The sequence below is a fragment of the Mycobacterium syngnathidarum genome (genome assembly GCF_001942625.1).
GTDB lineage: Bacteria > Actinomycetota > Actinomycetes > Mycobacteriales > Mycobacteriaceae > Mycobacterium > Mycobacterium syngnathidarum.
Genome location: NZ_MLCL01000033.1, coordinates 18,426 through 34,422 on the forward strand (window position 1 = coordinate 18,426; position 15,997 = coordinate 34,422).

Annotated in this window: 16 protein-coding genes; 4 read left to right on the forward strand and 12 right to left on the reverse strand. The window is 65.3% G+C overall.

Going from position 1 to position 15,997, the window contains the following annotated elements; translation table 11 throughout:
• Window positions 1–10: 10 nt before the first annotated feature.
• The 3 genes from urtC to urtA are packed head-to-tail and all read right to left on the reverse strand — an operon-like array spanning window position 11 to window position 3,308.
• Window positions 11–1,156: an urea ABC transporter permease subunit UrtC gene (urtC, locus tag BKG60_RS10615; RefSeq protein ID WP_070943608.1), complete on the reverse strand. Its 1,146-nt coding sequence runs from the start codon at window positions 1,154–1,156 to the stop codon at window positions 11–13.
• Window positions 1,153–2,037: an urea ABC transporter permease subunit UrtB gene (urtB, locus tag BKG60_RS10620; protein WP_070943609.1), complete on the reverse strand. Its 885-nt coding sequence runs from the start codon at window positions 2,035–2,037 to the stop codon at window positions 1,153–1,155. The genes urtC and urtB overlap by 4 nt, the downstream gene beginning before the upstream one ends.
• A 2-nt stretch (window positions 2,038–2,039) precedes the next feature.
• Window positions 2,040–3,308, reverse strand: coding sequence for an urea ABC transporter substrate-binding protein (gene urtA / locus BKG60_RS10625; RefSeq protein ID WP_070943610.1), 1,269 nt, complete (start codon window positions 3,306–3,308; stop codon window positions 2,040–2,042).
• 235 nt (window positions 3,309–3,543) lie between these two features.
• Between urtA and BKG60_RS10630 the strand changes: the two genes are divergently transcribed.
• On the forward strand, window positions 3,544–3,978 hold the full coding sequence (locus tag BKG60_RS10630) for a hypothetical protein (protein ID WP_070943611.1): 435 nt from the start codon (window positions 3,544–3,546) through the stop codon (window positions 3,976–3,978).
• Window positions 3,979–4,294: 316 nt separating this feature from the next.
• Window positions 4,295–5,311: an Rv2578c family radical SAM protein gene (locus BKG60_RS10635; protein ID WP_070943735.1), complete on the forward strand. Its 1,017-nt coding sequence runs from the start codon at window positions 4,295–4,297 to the stop codon at window positions 5,309–5,311.
• An 18-nt stretch (window positions 5,312–5,329) separates the two neighbouring features.
• Here BKG60_RS10635 and BKG60_RS10640 read toward each other — a convergent pair whose 3' ends face one another.
• The 4 genes from BKG60_RS10640 to BKG60_RS10655 all read right to left on the reverse strand — a co-directional run bounded on the left by BKG60_RS10640 (window position 5,330) and on the right by BKG60_RS10655 (window position 9,779).
• The gene (locus BKG60_RS10640) at window positions 5,330–6,604 is read right to left on the reverse strand and encodes an acyl-CoA dehydrogenase family protein (protein ID WP_070943612.1); all 1,275 of its coding nucleotides are present in this window, start codon (window positions 6,602–6,604) and stop codon (window positions 5,330–5,332) included.
• Window positions 6,601–7,761: an acyl-CoA dehydrogenase family protein gene (locus tag BKG60_RS10645; protein WP_070943613.1), complete on the reverse strand. Its 1,161-nt coding sequence runs from the start codon at window positions 7,759–7,761 to the stop codon at window positions 6,601–6,603. The genes BKG60_RS10640 and BKG60_RS10645 overlap by 4 nt, the downstream gene beginning before the upstream one ends.
• 37 nt (window positions 7,762–7,798) lie before the next feature.
• Window positions 7,799–9,028, reverse strand: a complete 1,230-nt coding sequence (locus BKG60_RS10650) for an amidohydrolase family protein (protein WP_070943614.1) — start codon at window positions 9,026–9,028, stop codon at window positions 7,799–7,801.
• A 112-nt stretch (window positions 9,029–9,140) separates the two neighbouring features.
• A complete protein-coding gene (locus BKG60_RS10655; RefSeq protein WP_070186929.1) occupies window positions 9,141–9,779 on the reverse strand; it encodes a TetR/AcrR family transcriptional regulator in 639 nt (212 codons plus the stop codon).
• Between the two features lie 92 nt (window positions 9,780–9,871).
• On the opposite strand from BKG60_RS10655, the gene BKG60_RS10660 reads away from it, so the two are divergent.
• Together BKG60_RS10660 and BKG60_RS10665 are read left to right on the forward strand one after the other, a co-directional pair.
• Window positions 9,872–10,705, forward strand: a complete 834-nt coding sequence (locus tag BKG60_RS10660) for an LLM class flavin-dependent oxidoreductase (protein ID WP_070186910.1) — start codon at window positions 9,872–9,874, stop codon at window positions 10,703–10,705.
• A 14-nt stretch (window positions 10,706–10,719) separates the two neighbouring features.
• The gene (locus tag BKG60_RS10665; RefSeq protein WP_070943615.1) at window positions 10,720–11,619 is read left to right on the forward strand and encodes an acyl-CoA thioesterase; all 900 of its coding nucleotides are present in this window, start codon (window positions 10,720–10,722) and stop codon (window positions 11,617–11,619) included.
• Window positions 11,620–11,634: 15 nt separating this feature from the next.
• On the opposite strand, the gene BKG60_RS10670 is transcribed toward BKG60_RS10665, so the two are convergent.
• From BKG60_RS10670 to BKG60_RS10690, 5 genes are read right to left on the reverse strand one after another with little or no spacing between them, the layout of a single operon-like run.
• The gene (locus BKG60_RS10670) at window positions 11,635–12,462 is read right to left on the reverse strand and encodes a mycofactocin-coupled SDR family oxidoreductase (RefSeq protein ID WP_070186908.1); all 828 of its coding nucleotides are present in this window, start codon (window positions 12,460–12,462) and stop codon (window positions 11,635–11,637) included.
• Window positions 12,459–14,018 (reverse strand): flavin-containing monooxygenase, encoded by a 1,560-nt coding sequence (locus BKG60_RS10675; RefSeq protein ID WP_070186907.1) that lies wholly within the window; start codon window positions 14,016–14,018, stop codon window positions 12,459–12,461. Before BKG60_RS10675 ends, BKG60_RS10670 begins: the two co-directional genes overlap by 4 nt.
• Window positions 14,015–14,605 (reverse strand): TetR/AcrR family transcriptional regulator, encoded by a 591-nt coding sequence (locus BKG60_RS10680; protein ID WP_070186906.1) that lies wholly within the window; start codon window positions 14,603–14,605, stop codon window positions 14,015–14,017. Before BKG60_RS10680 ends, BKG60_RS10675 begins: the two co-directional genes overlap by 4 nt.
• Before the next feature lie 32 nt (window positions 14,606–14,637).
• Window positions 14,638–15,084, reverse strand: a complete 447-nt coding sequence (locus tag BKG60_RS10685) for an SRPBCC family protein (protein ID WP_070186905.1) — start codon at window positions 15,082–15,084, stop codon at window positions 14,638–14,640.
• Window positions 15,084–15,965, reverse strand: a complete 882-nt coding sequence (locus BKG60_RS10690; RefSeq protein ID WP_070943616.1) for an RNA polymerase sigma-70 factor — start codon at window positions 15,963–15,965, stop codon at window positions 15,084–15,086. The genes BKG60_RS10685 and BKG60_RS10690 overlap by 1 nt, the downstream gene beginning before the upstream one ends.
• Between the last annotated feature and the right edge of the window lie 32 nt (window positions 15,966–15,997).

Genomic DNA, 15,997 nt, shown 5'->3' on the forward strand with positions numbered 1-15,997 from the left:
TCGGTTCCGATCACGATGCGGCACCTACTTTCTCGGTATCGGCGTCGGGTGCCGTCTCGGGCTGGGAATCCTCGGGATTCGGTGCGGCAGCACGCGCGCGCCGCCACCGGGTGAAGAGCGCACCGAGCCCGGCCAGACCGGCGGGGAAGAACCCGACGACCACGATGAACAGCAGGCCTTGGGCATAGATCCACCCGGAGGGAAACCGTTCGGAGAACAGGGTTTGTGCCCAGGCGACGCCGATGGCGCCGAGCACCGGGCCGAGCAGTGTGGTGCGGCCGCCGATCGCGACGCCGATCAGGAAGGCGATGGACGGCACGATGCCGACTTGCGACGGCGCGATGAATCCCACGATCGGCACGAACAAGGCGCCGGCGATGCTGGCGAACATCGCTGCCAGGGTGTAGGCAACGACTTTGATGTTGGCCGGGTCGTAGCCCAGGAACCGGACGCGCTCCTCACCGTCGCGCACGGCGACCAACAATTCGCCGTACCGGCTGTACATCAGCTGACGAACCAGGGCGACGACGATCAGAAGCGTGGCTGCGGCAAGGAAATACACCATCCGCTTGTTCACCGGGTCGTTGAGGTTGAATCCGAAGAAGGTCCGGAAATTGGTCAGCCCGTTGCTGCCGCCGAGGCTCGTCTGGCCGACGAGCAGGATCGCCAGCGCGGCCGCCAATGCCTGCGACAGGATCGCGAAGTAGGCGCCCTTGACCCGGCGCTTGAACACGCCGAAGCCGAGCACGGCCGCGATCACCGTAGGCAGCAGCAGGATTGCCAACAACGTGAACCCGGGGGAAGCGAATGGTTCCCAGTAGCCGGGCAGGTGTCGCACGCCGGCGATCTGCATGAAGTCGGGCACGGCATTCCCGCGGATCTGCGCGTCGGCGATCTTGAGGTGCATCCCCATCATGTAGCCGCCGAGACCGAAGAACACGCCCTGGCCGAGCACCAGCATGCCGCCCCGGCCCCAGGCCAGTCCGATGCCCACCGCCACGATCGCAAAGCACAGGAACTTGCCCAGCAGGCTGAGCCGGAAGTCCGACAACACCGCCGGCGCCACGCCGAAGAGCACGATCGCCGCGGCCCCGAATCCGGCCCAGGTCTGCCAGCGGCCCAGGCTCGTGCGTACTCCCTGCGTCAGTGCACTCATGCCAGACTCCTGGTCCGAACCGTGAACAATCCTTGCGGGCGCACCTGCAGGAAGATCACGATGATGGCGAACACGATCACCTTGGCCAGCGACGCTGTGGTGCTGTATTCGATGAACGAGTTCAGGAAGCCGAGGGCCAGCGCCGCGATCACGGTGCCCTTGACCTGGCCCAGGCCACCGACCACCACCACCAGGAAGGCATCGATCAGAAAGCTCTGGCCGATGGTCGGACTGGTGGAGCCGATCAGGGTCAATGCCACACCGGCCACCGCGGCCAGTCCCGACCCGATGAAGAAGGTGGTGATATCGGTTCTGCGTGACGAGATCCCGCTGGTTTCGGCCAGATCGCGGTTCTGCACCACGGCCCGGATCCGGCGCCCCATCGGGCTGGTCTTCAGTACGGTGGCGAGCACCGCCACGCACACGACGGCCAGCACCAGGATGAAGATGCGGGTCTTGGGCACCACCGCGCCGAGAATCTCGACCCCACCCGACAGCCATGCCGGGGCAACGACATTGACAGCGGGTGCGCCGAAGATGTCGCGAGCCACCTGTTGCAGGATCAGTCCGACCCCGAAGGTGACCAGCAACGTGTCCAGCGGCCGGTGGTACATCCGCCGGATCAACGTCACCTCCAGCAGCGCTCCCATCGCGCCGCCGACGACGAACCCGACCAGCAGCGAGACCAATAGTGAGGCACCGGCATTGGTGATGACTTGTTGAACCACGTAGGCGGTGTAGCAACCGGCCATGATGAATTCGCCGTGCGCCATGTTGATGACGCCCATCTGGCCGAAGGTCAGGGACAGGCCGAGTGCGGCCAGCAACAGGATCGAGCCCAGGCTCAACCCCGTTGCCAGCTGGCCGATGAGGATGTCCATGCTTATCCGGACAGCCCCGCAGCCCACGGGTATGACTTCAGGAATGGGTCGGGCTCGATGGGGCCGTTGGACTCCCAGATGGTGTAAATCAGGCCGTCGGGCCGGATCTCACCGATGCGGGCGGTCTTGGTGATGTGGTGGTTCTCGCCGTCGATGGTGACCTTGCCTTCGGGGGCATCGAAGCTGACGCCGTCAGCGTTGTCCTGGACGGCCGCGACGTCGAAGGACTCGGCTTTCTCGACGGTGTTCTTCCACAGGTAGACCGAGACGTAGGCGGCTTCCATGGGATCGGAGGTGGGCTTCTTGGGATCGTTGACGAAGTCCTTGTAGGCCTTGACGAAGGCCTTGTTCACCGGGGTGTCGATGGTTTCGTAGTAGTTCCACGCGGTCAGCTGGCCGGCGACGTTCTGCACGCCGATACCGCCGACCTCTTCCTCGGCGATCGAGACCGAGACCACCGGCATCTCTTGCGGGGTCAGGCCGACGTTCTTGTACTCACGGAAGAACGCCACATTGGAGTCGCCGTTGAGCGTGTTGAACACCGCGTCGGCGTCGGCACTGCGGACCTTGTTGATGATGGTGGAAAAGTCCGTGGAGCCGAGCGGGGTGTAGTCCTCGCCTTTGATCTCGATGCCGTTCTCTTTGGCGTAGGCCTTGATGATTCGGTTGGCCGTCTGCGGGAACACATAGTCGCTGCCGACGAGGTAGAGCGACTTGACGCCCTTCTCCTTGAGGTAATCCAGCGCCGGGACGATCTGCTGGTTGGTGGTGGCGCCGGTATAGAAGATGTTCTTGCTCGACTCCAGGCCCTCGTACTGCACGGGGTAGTACAGCAGGGCGTTGGCGCTCTCGAACACCGGAAGCATCGCCTTTCGGCTCGATGACGTCCAACCGCCGAACACCGCCGCCACGCAGTCGCTGCTGATCAGTTTTTCGGCCTTCTCGGCGAACACGGTGGGCTCGGAGGCCCCGTCCTCGCCGATCAGCTCGATCTGTTTGCCCAGGACGCCGCCCTTGGCGTTGATCTCCTCGACCGCGAGCTTGATCGCATCGCGGACCGTTACCTCGGAAATCGCCATCGTGCCAGACAGTGAGTTCAGCGATCCGACCTTGATCTTGGGTCCGGAGGTGTCCACGCATGAAGCTGCGTTTGCTGAGTCGGTTTCGCTCGCACGGCTGCCGCAGCCGGCAAGTAGCAGGCTGGTTGCGGCGATCAAACTCCCTGCGGCTAACGTCGACCGACGCAACGGGGCACGTCCTGGAACTCGCATGGGCGACCTTTCCCTTGAATGGCAGCGCTTCTCGGCCGATTACGCTCGGCAGCGGTGCAAGAGGCTGACACCCTGTTCGGGTGTCGAATCGGGACGTTAGATCGCGGCTGTTACTGGGAAATGTCTGTGTGTGACAAACAAATTAACCTCAAGCTAGGCCGAGTTGGTTTGCCGTTGAAGCGGTACCGGCAGACCCGTTAGTCGCACCTGTAACAAGGCGGTAGCCTGCGTCGATATGAGGAACATGCGAAAAGCGACAACCACGGTCGGTGCAGCGCTGGTTCTGGCGGCTGCGGGGATGGCGGTCTCCAACGCAACGTCCTATGCGGAGCCGGATGCCCAGGGCCACAAGGTCACCTACACGCTGACCTCAGGCGCACCTTACGAATTCGATCTCTACTATCTGACGACGCAGCCTGCAAGCAAGGACGCCTACAACGCGGACGCGTACAAGTACCTGCAGAAGGCAACGGTCAACGTCGGTCCGGATGCCCCGTGGGTGTTCGAAACCATGCTCGCCGATCCGCAGTGGGCCATCTTCACCGTCGCGAGCACCACGCACGGCGGACGGGCCGAGCCCAACGCGCACTGCGAGATCGCCGTCGACGGCCAGATTGCCGTTCAGAACGATCATCCTTACAGCCCGCGTTGCCAGCTCGGCCAGTGGTAGTGGTCTGGTACTGAACCGCTTGCGGCTCGACCGCGAGGTTCCCACGGACTGGGATCGGCCTTGACGGGGCACTCGAACTGTTGTTCGATAAGTGAGTGCGCGTCGGGCGGTTCCGCTTCCGCTCGACGCGCGAGTGACTGGGCTAGCGCCCACGGCGCGCGCCGGTGCCGTACCCGAAACCGCGGCACCGGCGCACCAGTCTTTTCCTGGCCTTTGTTCCTTGCCGCCTTCCCGGATGTGTGTTCCGAGCTGATCCCCACGTTGACACGTGTGGAATTACCTTGACATCACCGTCGAACAAATGTTCGATGAGTGGGTGCGCTGGGATGGTCAGGCGGTCGGGGTCGATGACGGCGCATTGCCCGGTCTGCAGCGGGTGGGTTTCGTACGGAGTGTGCGGTCGCCGCAGTTCGAGGGGATGACCTTCCACGAGGTGCTGTGCAAGTCTGCCCTCAACAAGGTCCCGGCGGCCTCGGCGCTGCCGTTTCGTTTCACGGTCAATGGTTATCGCGGTTGCAGCCATGCGTGCCGCTACTGCTTCGCCCGCCCCACCCACGAGTACCTCGATTTGAACTGTGGGTCCGATTTCGACTCACAGGTGGTGGTCAAGACCAACGTCGCGGAGGTGTTGCACCGCGAATTGCGCCGCCGGTCGTGGAACCGGGAGACGGTTGCGCTGGGCACCAACACCGATCCTTATCAACGTGCCGAGGGCCGATACGCGCTGATGCCCGGGATCATCGAGGCCTTGGCGGGCTCCGGAACTCCGTTCTCCATTCTCACCAAGGGCACGCTGCTGCGCCGCGACCTCGGGTTGATCGCCGACGCGTCCACTCAGGTTCCGGTCAGTGTGGCGGTGTCCCTGGCGATCGGTGACGACGCTCTGCACCGCGATGTCGAACCGGGCACCCCCTCGCCCCAGGCACGCCTGGGCTTGATCGGGGCGATCCGCGAGGCCGGCCTCGAGTGCCACGTCATGGTCGCGCCGGTGTTGCCCTACCTGTCCGATTCAGTCGAGCAACTCGACGCGCTGCTCGGCCGGATCGCCGCGGCCGGAGCGTCGGGGTTGACCGTGTTCGGCTTGCACCTTCGCGGTTCCACCCGCGGCTGGTTCATGGATTGGCTGGCGCGTTCGCGTCCCGGCCTGGTCGGCGATTATCAGCGGCTGTATCGCCGCGGGGCATACCTGCCCCCGGAGTATCGCGACATGCTGCGGGCGCGCGTCGCGCCGCTGGTTGCCCGGCACGGACTGGCGCGGACGATGCGAATGCCTCCGGCCCCGCCGCCGGAGATGGTGGCGGAGCCGGCGGTCGTGCAGCCGACGCTGTTCTGAGTCGTCGTCGCGTGCCGGTCAGCTCTTGTTGCGCTTGACCTGATTGAACGGCACGCCGCGGTCGGCCGCGGGCTCGCGGGGGAAGCCCAGGATCCGCTCGCCGATCACATTGCGCGCCATCTCCGAGCTGCCGCCACCCAGCGATCCGGTCTGGCGGGACAGATAACGCACGCCGATCTCGAGGAGGCCGGCCAGCTCCGGGGCGTCTTCGGAGCCCTCGTCCACCACGCCGGCCGTGCCTGTGATGGCCAGTGCGGTGTCCACCTCAAGTTCGGTGGTCTCGGCGTGGAAGAGCCGGATCAAGGTGCCCGCATTCGGCGGCAGTGAACCGTTGCCGATAGCGGTACCGACATGATCGATGAGCTGCTTCTTGACGATTCGCCTCACCAGGGCGCGCCCCGCCAGATCCTGGACCCGGGCGTCGTCACCCTGCCCGGTGACTTCGGCCAGCCCGACGTGGTCCGGCGGCATTTCATTGGCATTCTCGGCCCCGGTCCCGCTGGCGAACTCGGAACCGCCACCGACAGCGCGACGTTCGTGATGCAGCTGGCGCGAGGCGACCGTCCAGCCGTCATTGACCTCGCCGACGACGGTGTCCGCGGGCAACTCCAGGTTGTCGAAGAACTCCTCACAGAATTCCTCGTTGCCGTTCACCTCGGTGATACGCCGCATCGTGATGCCCGGTGCGTTCAGCGGAACCAGGAACATCGTCAGGCCCTGGTGTTTCGGCACGGTCCAGTCGGTGCGCGCGAGCATCAGGCCATAGTCGGCGGCGAACGCACTCGTGCTCCAGGTTTTGGCGCCGTTGATGATCCAGGTGTCGCCCCGCAACTCTGCGCGGGTGATCACACCGGCCAGGTCCGACCCGCCACTGGGCTCGGACAACAACTGACACAGCACCTCGTCACCGCGGATCGTCGCCGAAATGCGCTCGCGCTTCTGCTGTTCGCTGCCCATGTCGAGAATCGTTGCGCCACAGATGGTGAACGAGGGGGTGTTGAGAATCAGCGGCATCTCATAGTTGACGCACTCGTCGTTGAACGCCTTCTGATAGGCGTAATCCAGGCCCAGGCCGCCGTACTCGCGCGGGAAACAGATGCCGGCGAATCCGCCTTCGTAAAGACGCTTCTGCAGTTCCCTTGCCCGCTCCCACGATTCGTTTTCGGCACGTACCGAAAACGGGGGATTGTCCGGATCGATGGCCGGCATGTTCTCGGCCAGCCAGGATCGAGCGCGCAGGGCGAACTCCTCGACAGACTCTGTGGTCGCGGTGGTGCTCACGGTATCCGTCATGCCTCGATCTCCTCGGCTGCGCGGGACTTGCGGCTCAGGGCGTACACCGCGCGATGGTGGTCTTCGGGGGAGCCGTACAACGCCCGGTACAGGGCGACCCTCCGCAGATACAGATGCAGGTCGTGTTCCCACGTCACGCCGATGCCGCCGTGCAACTGCACGCAATCCTGCAGCATCACCGGAGCGCGTTCGGCCACATAGGCTTTCGCGACGCTGACGAGCTTCGCCGCTTCAGGGGAGCGCGCGGACACCGCGGCCACCGCTCCGGCGGTGGTGGCCCGCGCGGCCTCGAACCACATCTTCATGTCGGCGGCGCGGTGCTTGAGCGCCTGGTACGAGGCCAGCGGACGGCCGAAACTGTGCCGGTCGGCGAGCCATTGATTGGTCATCGTGAGCACCGTGTCGAGAATTCCGACCATCTCGGCGCACTGCAGCAGCAGGGCGACCTGGCGCTGGCGTTCGATGATGGCCGGGGTCTGCTCGGCGGAACCCACCGCAGCGGCTTCGCCGACCTCGACCCCGTCGAATTGCATGCGGGCGTAACGCTTGACCAGGTCCACCGACTTCTGCGGGGTGACCGTGACGCCGGCCGCGTCGGTGGGCACCACGAACTGCCGTACCTGCCCGTCGCAGACGGCGACGACGAGCACCGTGGCGCTCTGGTCGCCGGCTTCGACGCGGTCCTTGGTGCCGTCGATCCGGTAGCCCGACTCGGTGCGGGTGGCCGTGGTTCCGATGCCGGTGGGGGACTGCACGGCGCCGAACGGCCGGTTGGGCTCATAGGCGGCCCAGGATGCCACAGCCTCACCGGACACCAGGGCTTCGATCAGTTCCTCGTGCCCGCCGGGAGCTTCGACCAGGCCGGCCAGCGCGATGCTCACCGGATGCAGTGGACCGGGCGCCACCGTGCGGCCCGCCTGCTCGGCCAGCACAGCCAGATCACCGACCCCGTCCCCGGACGGGCTGCCACCGCCGAGCTCCTCGGGCACCAGCAGGCTGGCCCAGCCCAATTCCGCTGCCCGCCCCCACCATTGGGATTCGAATGCCGTGCCCTCGGCGTGCAGCTGACGCACCCGGGTCAGCGGCACCTCCTTTTCCAGGAAGGCCTGCGCGGTGGAGGTGAACAGCATCTGTTCGGGATTTGCCACATCGGTCATGGAGTCGGCCCAGCTTCTTTGTGTGAGGAGGACTAGATCAGTTCAGGACGAGTGCCGGGACGTCGGGCCGGTACACCTTCTTGTTCTCGACCTTGAACAGGTCGACCAGGTTGCCGCCCATGACCTTTCGGACACCTTCCTCGTCGAGGCCGTGTGCCTGCAGGTCGTCGACCAGGTTGATCGGATCGGCCAGCCCTTCGGGATGCGGCCAGTCGGATCCGAAGATGATGCGGTCGATGCCCACCAGGTCGGCCATCTGCTTGAAGTCGTCCTCCCAGAACGGGGCGACGTAGACACCCCGCTTGAATGCCTCGATCGGATCCTCCGGGAACTCCTGCGGCATCTTCGAATAGACGTCTTTGAACTGGTAGAACAGGTAGGGCACCCACGATGCGCCGTTCTCGACCGAGAGGATGCGCAGATCCGGGTTGCGGGTCAGGGCCCCGTGGCAGACCAGTGCGGCCATGGTGTCCTCGATCGGGCGCTTGCCCATCGCGACCATCCGGAAGGACGTCGGCTTGAACGGAAGGAACTCGTCGGCCGGCTCCCAGTCGTTGAGGTACTGCGCGTAACCGCTGTCCGAGGCGTGCATGCACACCGGGATACCGGCTTTGACGCAGGCGTCCCAGAACGGGTCGAACTCGGGGAAGCCCAGCGAGCGGGTGCCGCGATAGCCGGGCACCGGCGCCGGGCGGACCAGCACTGTCTTCGCGCCGCGCGCCAAGCACCACTCGAGCTCTTCGAGGGCACGGTCGACGACGCCGAGATTGATGACGGGCGTGGAGAAGATGCGGTCGGCGTAGTTGAACTGCCAGGTCTCGTACATCCACTCGTTGAGCGCGTGGATGATGTCGAGGATCAGGTCCGGATCGTCCTTGAGGCGTTCCTCGACCAGGCTGGCCAGCGTCGGGAACATGATCGTGTAGTCGAGGCCGAGGCTGTCCAGAACCTCGAGGCGCGCTTCGGGATTGCGGAAGGCGGGGATGGCCTTCATGGGCTTGCCCATCACCTCGCGGTAGCTCTTGCCGCCGCTGCCGTGCCGGAAGTACTCCTCCTGGGCGCCGGGCCTGGCGACCACCTCGAAGGTGGGGTTCGGGATGTAGTCGCTGATGTGGTTGCGCACCACGATCTTCGTGCGGCCGTGCACGTCGATGTAGTCGATGACGCCTTTGCGGTGCTCGGGCAGGAACTTGGTGAGCGCTTCCTTGGGCTCATAGAAGTGGTTGTCGGCGTCGAACACCGGGTACGGAAGCTCGCGTGAGGGCATGTTCGCCTCCTGGAAGAGTCTGGTTTTCGAAACTGGTAATGACGTTACCACGTCAGCGACAGCGCGGAAGAGCGCATTCGGGCGATCGCTCAAAATGCTGAGAACGTGCTGCTCAGGACGGGGATTCGGCGGTCAGTAGACCGCGCACGCAGAATTCGTAGATGTCCTCGCCGTCGATCGGCGCCCCGTTGAGTTCCACGCCCAGCGAACGCAGGCGCATCGCGCCCAGCACCGACTGCATGATCAGCGCGGCGGTGCTCTGGATGTCGATACCCGACCGGAAGGTCCCCGCGTCGATTCCGCGTCGCAGAATATCGCCGATGAGCTCGTGCAACGGCGCGAGCACCCGGGCGTATTCGCGGGGCAGGGACTCGGCGAGATGGTCGTTGTAGAACGTCAGGCCGCGGTTGATGCTGTCCTGGGTGCTCGACGACGCCGGGATGGTGATGCGCTCGATGAGTGACCGCAATGCGTCGGGTCCCCCCAGCCCGTCGGTGTCGGAACGCCAGCGGTCGGTGGACTCGGCCATGATCTTGTCGATGAGGGCCAGAAGTAGCTCATCCTTGGTGGAAAAATGCTGGTAGAACGACCGCAGTGAGGTCTTGGAGCGTTCCACGACCTCCAGCACGGTGAAGTCGGTGCGTCCGGTCTCACCCAGGATGGCCAGTGCCGACTTCATGAACCGGCGGGCCCGGTCCGCATGCGCCTCGGCGCGCGCGTCGCCGGACGGTCGTTCGGCCGGCCTAGCCATTGCGCCATCACCTCCGTCATGCTCCACTTGCGAGAATGACGTTACCGTTTCTGTAGAAGCAATAGGCGGCTTGTGATTACTGTGTTGGATCGATGAGCGAGTGGTTCCTGTTCCTGCCCCAGGTGCGGCTGGACGTCGACGACATCGTCGAGCGTGCGCGGGTGGCCGAGGCCGGCGGATTCGATGGCATCGCGTTCATCGATCATCTCGAAGCCCCCGGCGCGACGCACCAAAGCATTTGGGAGGCGATGACAGTCGCGACGTGGGTGGCCGCGCGTACCGAGCGGCTGCGGATCGGTCACTTGGTGTTGTGCGATGCGTTCCGGCATCCTGGCGTGCTCGCCAAACAGGCGGTGACGTTGTCGGCGGCCAGCGGCGGACGGTTCGAGCTCGGACTGGGCTCGGGTTCGTGGCCCCGGGAGTTCGAGCGGTTCGGCATCGAGACCGGGGATGCGGCGGCGCGGGTGCGCCGGCTCGACGAGAACCTGCAGCTGCTGCAGCAGTATTGGGGCGAGGGCGAACGAGCGCAGACACCACGCCCAGCGCATCGAATTCCTTTGGTACTGGGCGGAACCGGGAAACGCATGATGGAACTCGTGCGCGCCCATGCCGACTGGTGGAACATTCCTTCGCATCAGCTCGATCGGTTGCCGGCGCTCATGCCGAAGGTGGGCTCGGCGCGCGTCTCGCTGCAGCAGATGGTCGGTTTCGTGGGGCGTGGCGTTGACCGGTCGGCGGTCACCGAACGCAGCACCCGCCTGTTCGGTCACCTCGGGGACGGCTTGGTGTGCGGCGACGCTGCCGAACTCACCGCCCACTTCGCCGGGTTGTCCGCCCAAGGCGTCGAACGTTTCTACGTATGGTTCGCCGATTTCGCGGCCCCCCGAACTATTTCGGAATTCGCCGAGACAGTCATCAACGCGTGAATGGAAGGAAGGCAATGACCGCAGAATCTGAGGCACGCAAAGAGGCCGAGCCGATGCAGTGGACACTGCAGATGCTGCTCGATCTTTTCGACGCCGAGCCCGCGGGCGAGAACCGCTTCACCGTGCAGACCGGCATCGCCGGTGTCGACGAGCGTCAGGTGGTGGAAGGGACTCAGATCGTGGGCGCCGCGATCGTCGCCGTGGCCAAACGCTTTCCGGACAAGTCGATCCGATCGGCACATGCGGTGTTCGCCCGCGCGGTCATGGTGGGACCGCCGGTCGAACTCGACATCGACGTGATCAGTGACGGTCGTTCCACGGCCACCGCGGTCGTCGCCGCTTCCCAGAACGGCAAGCGCTGCATCACCATAACGGTGTTCACCGACGTCCCGTCGGGTGACGTGATCCGTCATCACCTGCCGCGCCCCGAAGTCGCAGGCCCGGCAGACGCGAATGTCTCGCACATGCCGATGACCGGCCGCGAGCTGCGACTGGTCGACGTCGTGGATGTCAACAGCCCCGATGAGGTAGGCCCGCCCGAGCTGTATGCCTGGCTGCGCTATGAGCCCGTCCCGGCCCGCGATGACCTGGCCAAGGCGTTGATCGCGTACTTTACTGGGCACCTGGGGATTTCAACCACCATGCGCGCGCACGAGGGCATCGGCACCGCCCAGGCTCATCTCACCGTGTCCACGGCGCCGATGACCGTCACGGTGAGTTTTCACGAGCCCGTCCGCTGGGACGGCTGGCTGCTCTACAGCCACGAGAGCACCCAGGTGGGTGCGGGCATGTCGTATGTGCGCGGTGCCGTGCACACCGAGGAGGGCGAGCTCATCGCGTCGTTCAGTCAGGATGCGTTGATCCGCCCGCTGCGTACCACCGATACCAACATCTCCGAGCATTCACGGCTGTAGTGCCGTCGCCGCCGCTCAGATCTTCAGATACCCCTTGTCTGCCGGGATCTGAGCGGCGGTGACCAGGGATGCCGCATCACTGGCCAGCCACACCACGATGTCGGAGATGGTGTCGGGTGGGGCCAGGGAATCCGTCGGCAGGGCGCCGGGGGAGAAGCTGTGGATGTAGTTGGGGTGGTCGGCGAACATCTGGTACATCGACAGGTCGTTGCCCATCGGTGTGTCGGTGCCGTACGGGTGGATCGAGTTGACCCGGATCCCGAACTCGCCCAGCTCGACGGCCAGGGAATTGGTGAGCCCGACGACGCCGAACTTGCTCGCGCAGTAGTGACCGCAACCGGGCACCGCCTTGATTCCGGCCGCCGAACTGACCGCGATGATCGACCCGCCGTTGCCGGCCTCGATCATGGGCGGCACCGCCGCCTGCATGGTGTTGAACACCCCGGTGAGGTTGATGTCGAGGATGTCCTGCCACTGCTGTGCCGAAATCTCCCACAGCCGGCCCCAATTGAGCACGCCCGCGTTTGCCACCACGATGTCGAGACGGCCGAACTGCTCGATCGTGTCGGCGACCAGGCGGCGTTGGCCTTCGGCATCGCGCACGTCGACCTCGCGGGCCAGGATCTTGCGGCCTTCTCCCTCGACCAATGCCACCGTCTCGGCCAGATCCTGCGGGGTGGCGGCGGCGTATCCGTTGTGCGCGGCGACGGGTGCGCAGGCGTCGAGCGCGACGATGTCGGCTCCGGCCCGGGCCAGTCGCACGCAATGCGAGCGGCCCTGTCCGCGCGCGGCTCCGGTGACATAGGCGACTCGTCCGGCCAGTGGAGTATCGGTGTGGCTCATGCGGGTTGCTCCTCGGGAAGCGCAGGGACGCGGACATTGCTGAATTCGTAGTCGGACAACGGGGAGCGGCGCGCGAACTGCCGGGAGCCGGTGATCGTCTGTGGCCGGTAGTACGGGGTTTCGTGTTGGGAGTTGACGAAGTAGGTGTTCAAGCCCGATGTCGCGGTGTAGTACAGGTGCGCGACGCGGCCGTCCCGGCGCATCCGTGCGTTCCAGCGGTTGAACGCATCCTGGGTGACGGCGGTGACCTGCGCACCGCGGTGGCGGGTCTCATCGATCATCCGCACCGCGTGTGCGGCCATGGTCTCGACATAGTCCAGCCAGGCGAATCCGACGAAGCCGAGCGGCCCGACGATCTCCCAGCGGTTGGGCAGCCGCGGGTGGGCGGTGCCGGCGTAGCTTTGCAGGCCGTGCGCGCGGTAATACCGGGCGAGGTCGAACCCGCACGCGCCCAACACGGTATCCGGGCGGTAGGTCTCCGGATCGATCCACAGCTCGTAGCCGGTGGCCGGTACCAGCAGATCGGCCGGGTGCTCGACACCGTCGGTGGTCCGCACCCCGGTCGCGGTGATTCGTTCGATCGGTGTGGTGATCAGGTTGGTGTCGGGATTGTTCAGGGCAGGCAGGAATGCGCTCGATATCACCGGCCGCTTGGCCAGGATGCCATAGCGCGGCACCAACTTTCGCCGCGTTTCCGGGTCATCGACGACCGCGCGGACCAACACCCGGTACAGCAGGCGGGACCAGCTGTCGTAGAGCGGCATGAGCCGGCGCAACAACTTGTCCGGTAGCCGGGAGAACACGTGAACGATGGGTGCCACCATGAAGATGTCCATCGCCAGCCGTCCGGCCACATTGACGATGGGAACCACCCCGGGCAGGCGCAACACCCGGCGCATCCACGGCGAGAAGTCGAAGTCGACCTTCGGCAGCACCCATGCCGGAGTGCGCTGGTAGACATCGAGATTGGCCGCTTCCGCGGACAGTGCTGCGGCGATCTGGACACCCGAAGATCCCGTCCCGATCACCGCGATGCGCTTGCCCCTGGCGTCGTAGCTGTCGTCCCAGTCGTTGGGGCGCAGGATGGTCCCGGCGAAGTCCTCGATACCCGCGATGTCGACGGTGTCCTTGGCGTTGACGTACCCGCCCACCGAACTGACCAGGAAACGTGCGGTCACCGGTGCGCCGTCGCGGATCTGCAGTCGCCACAGCCCGTGCTCGTCGTCCCACTCGTGCCGAATCACCTCGGAGTTGGGCCGCAAGTGGTCGTAGAGTCCGAGACCGGCAGCCGTCTCCTGCAGATAGCGATGAATTTCCGGGCCGGGCGCGAAGAACCTGCTCCAGTTCGGATTGGGGGCGAACGACAGCTGGTACCACAGGGTGGGGATGTCGACGGCCAGGCCGGGGTAGTGGTTGTCGCGCCAGGTGCCGCCGAAGTCGTTGCCGCGTTCGATGATGATGAAGTCGTGGATACCCTTCTGACGCAACAGATATGCGGTTGCGATGCCGCCGGGGCCGGCGCCGATGATGGCCACCTCGTGATCTGGCTCGGTCATTGCTGCCTTCCGGACAGGCCGACGACGATGTGGTCGGACACGAATCGTTTGACCGCGCGCGGACTGTCGAGGTTCACGCCGATCGGTGGGAGAAGTTCGAAGCTCAGCAGCAGGCGCACGATCCATTCGCTGGCCCGCGCCGGTGCAACGCCCGGCGCGATCTCCCCGCGTTCCTGGGCCGCCCGCACGAACGGCTTCCACAGGTCGATCGATCGGCGCATCAGGTCGTCGCCCGTGTTGCGCAACAGCAGCACCAGGATGCTCTCGTTGATGCCGCGCGGCGCCACGGAATCCGACTGCCGGCGGTGCGCGCAGATGACCACCGCGGCTGCCGCGACCTGATCGGCCAGGGTGTCACGGCAGCCGGCCTGGGCCGCGATGGTCTCGATGAAAGCGCCGGCGAGGTGGTCGAGCCCGACTCTGACGGCGTTGTCGCGACTACCGAGAGCGTTGTGGACGGTGCCTCGGGATACTCCGGCGTGTTCGGCAACCGCGGTGAGACTGAATTGTCTTGGGCCCAAACGCCTGAGTGTCTCAGCGGTGGCGGCGAGCAGCGCGGGTGACACCGTCCGGTCCGCCTCGCGCATTTGCACACATTATCGAGATGTGTTCAATGTGGTCAGGTTTTGGGCAGATCCGCCGCGGCCGCGTCCAGCACATCGTTGAACACCCTGGTCAGCATCGGTCGGCCCACCCAGCGCGTCAGCGCATCGCCGACGAGTGGGAACTTCACCCGGAACGTCGTGGTCCACACGACGTGGGTACCGCCATCGACCGTGGCGAAGCTGACTCGACCGTGCCGGTGTTCCGACGGCGGGAAGCTGCGTTCGACCGTGTAGTCGAAGGAGCGGGGTGCGTCGTAGGCGGTGATGCGCTCCCGGAACCAGCCGATGGTCCAGAGCAGGATGCGTACCGCACCCGGTCCGTAGGGGGCCTGGAGGCCGGGTCGGGCCAGCCGCTGTCGAAGTACCAGCGCAGAGCGCGTGAAGTTGGCGGCGTTGCTCATGAAGTCGAAGACCTCGTCCTGCGGTGCTTCGATGGTCCGCTCGACGGTGACGGTCTGCATCAGTTCTCCTGGTGTCGGGTGAGGGTGCGGGTTACGCCGGCGGCGCGGAGTTTGTCAGGGTTGCGCATTGCGTACAGGGCCGTGATGAGTCCGTCGGTCACCTCGATGAGCAGTACCGAGTCCAGTACTGCGTCTCGGTGGAACAAGACGGCCGGCATCGAGTTGTAACTCCCGAATTCGATGTCGAGGCCGGCCATGCTGCCCTGAGCGAGTCCGGCCATGAACTGCGCGACCCGTCGTGGCCCGGTGACCGGTCGACGCGCTGCCGACACCCGGCCGCCGCCGTCGGACAGGGCGACGACCCCGGGCGCCATCGCTTCGACGAGGCTTTGGATATCTCCGGTGTGCGCTGCTCGCAGGAACTTCTTGACCGCGGCCCGCGCCACCTGCCTGTCGGGAGTGAAGCGCCGCCGCCGGGCTTGTACGTGTTGACGTGCCCGATGGGCGATTTGACGCACCGCGGTATCGGATTTGCCCACCACGAGCGCAATCTCGGGATGGCTGTATCCGAATACCTCGCCGAGGACGAACACCACGCGTTCGTCAGGGCTCAGTGTCTCCAGGACCAGCAGCATTGCCATGGAAACGGATTCGGCGAGCACGGCGTCCTCGCTCACGTCCGACGCGGTCTGGATCGGCTCGGGAAGCCAATTGCCTACGTAGTCAACACGTCGGCGCCGGTTTGTGCGCAGAGCATTCAGAGCCTGCCGCGTGACGATCTGCACGAGATACGCATGCGGATGAGTGACCTCGCCTGCGTTGATCCAGCGCAGGTAGCTGTCTTGCACCACGTCTTCGGCGTCGGCGGCGCTACCCAGGATCTCGTATGCCAGGGTGAAGAGCAGGGGGCGGTGCCCGGCGAATACCTCGGTCGCGTTCAGATGTTCCCCCTATGCCCGTGGATGTCACACTC

Coding starts and splice junctions, on each gene's coding strand:
- urtC (WP_070943608.1), bottom strand. CDS start 1,156: ATGAGTGCACTGACGCAGGGAGTACGCACGAGCCTGGGCCGCTGGCAG.
- urtB (WP_070943609.1), bottom strand. CDS start 2,037: ATGGACATCCTCATCGGCCAGCTGGCAACGGGGTTGAGCCTGGGCTCG.
- urtA (WP_070943610.1), bottom strand. CDS start 3,308: ATGCGAGTTCCAGGACGTGCCCCGTTGCGTCGGTCGACGTTAGCCGCA.
- BKG60_RS10630 (WP_070943611.1), top strand. CDS start 3,544: ATGAGGAACATGCGAAAAGCGACAACCACGGTCGGTGCAGCGCTGGTT.
- BKG60_RS10640 (WP_070943612.1), bottom strand. CDS start 6,604: ATGACGGATACCGTGAGCACCACCGCGACCACAGAGTCTGTCGAGGAG.
- BKG60_RS10645 (WP_070943613.1), bottom strand. CDS start 7,761: ATGACCGATGTGGCAAATCCCGAACAGATGCTGTTCACCTCCACCGCG.
- BKG60_RS10650 (WP_070943614.1), bottom strand. CDS start 9,028: ATGCCCTCACGCGAGCTTCCGTACCCGGTGTTCGACGCCGACAACCAC.
- BKG60_RS10655 (WP_070186929.1), bottom strand. CDS start 9,779: ATGGCTAGGCCGGCCGAACGACCGTCCGGCGACGCGCGCGCCGAGGCG.
- BKG60_RS10660 (WP_070186910.1), top strand. CDS start 9,872: ATGAGCGAGTGGTTCCTGTTCCTGCCCCAGGTGCGGCTGGACGTCGAC.
- BKG60_RS10665 (WP_070943615.1), top strand. CDS start 10,720: ATGACCGCAGAATCTGAGGCACGCAAAGAGGCCGAGCCGATGCAGTGG.
- BKG60_RS10670 (WP_070186908.1), bottom strand. CDS start 12,462: ATGAGCCACACCGATACTCCACTGGCCGGACGAGTCGCCTATGTCACC.
- BKG60_RS10675 (WP_070186907.1), bottom strand. CDS start 14,018: ATGACCGAGCCAGATCACGAGGTGGCCATCATCGGCGCCGGCCCCGGC.
- BKG60_RS10680 (WP_070186906.1), bottom strand. CDS start 14,605: ATGCGCGAGGCGGACCGGACGGTGTCACCCGCGCTGCTCGCCGCCACC.
- BKG60_RS10685 (WP_070186905.1), bottom strand. CDS start 15,084: ATGCAGACCGTCACCGTCGAGCGGACCATCGAAGCACCGCAGGACGAG.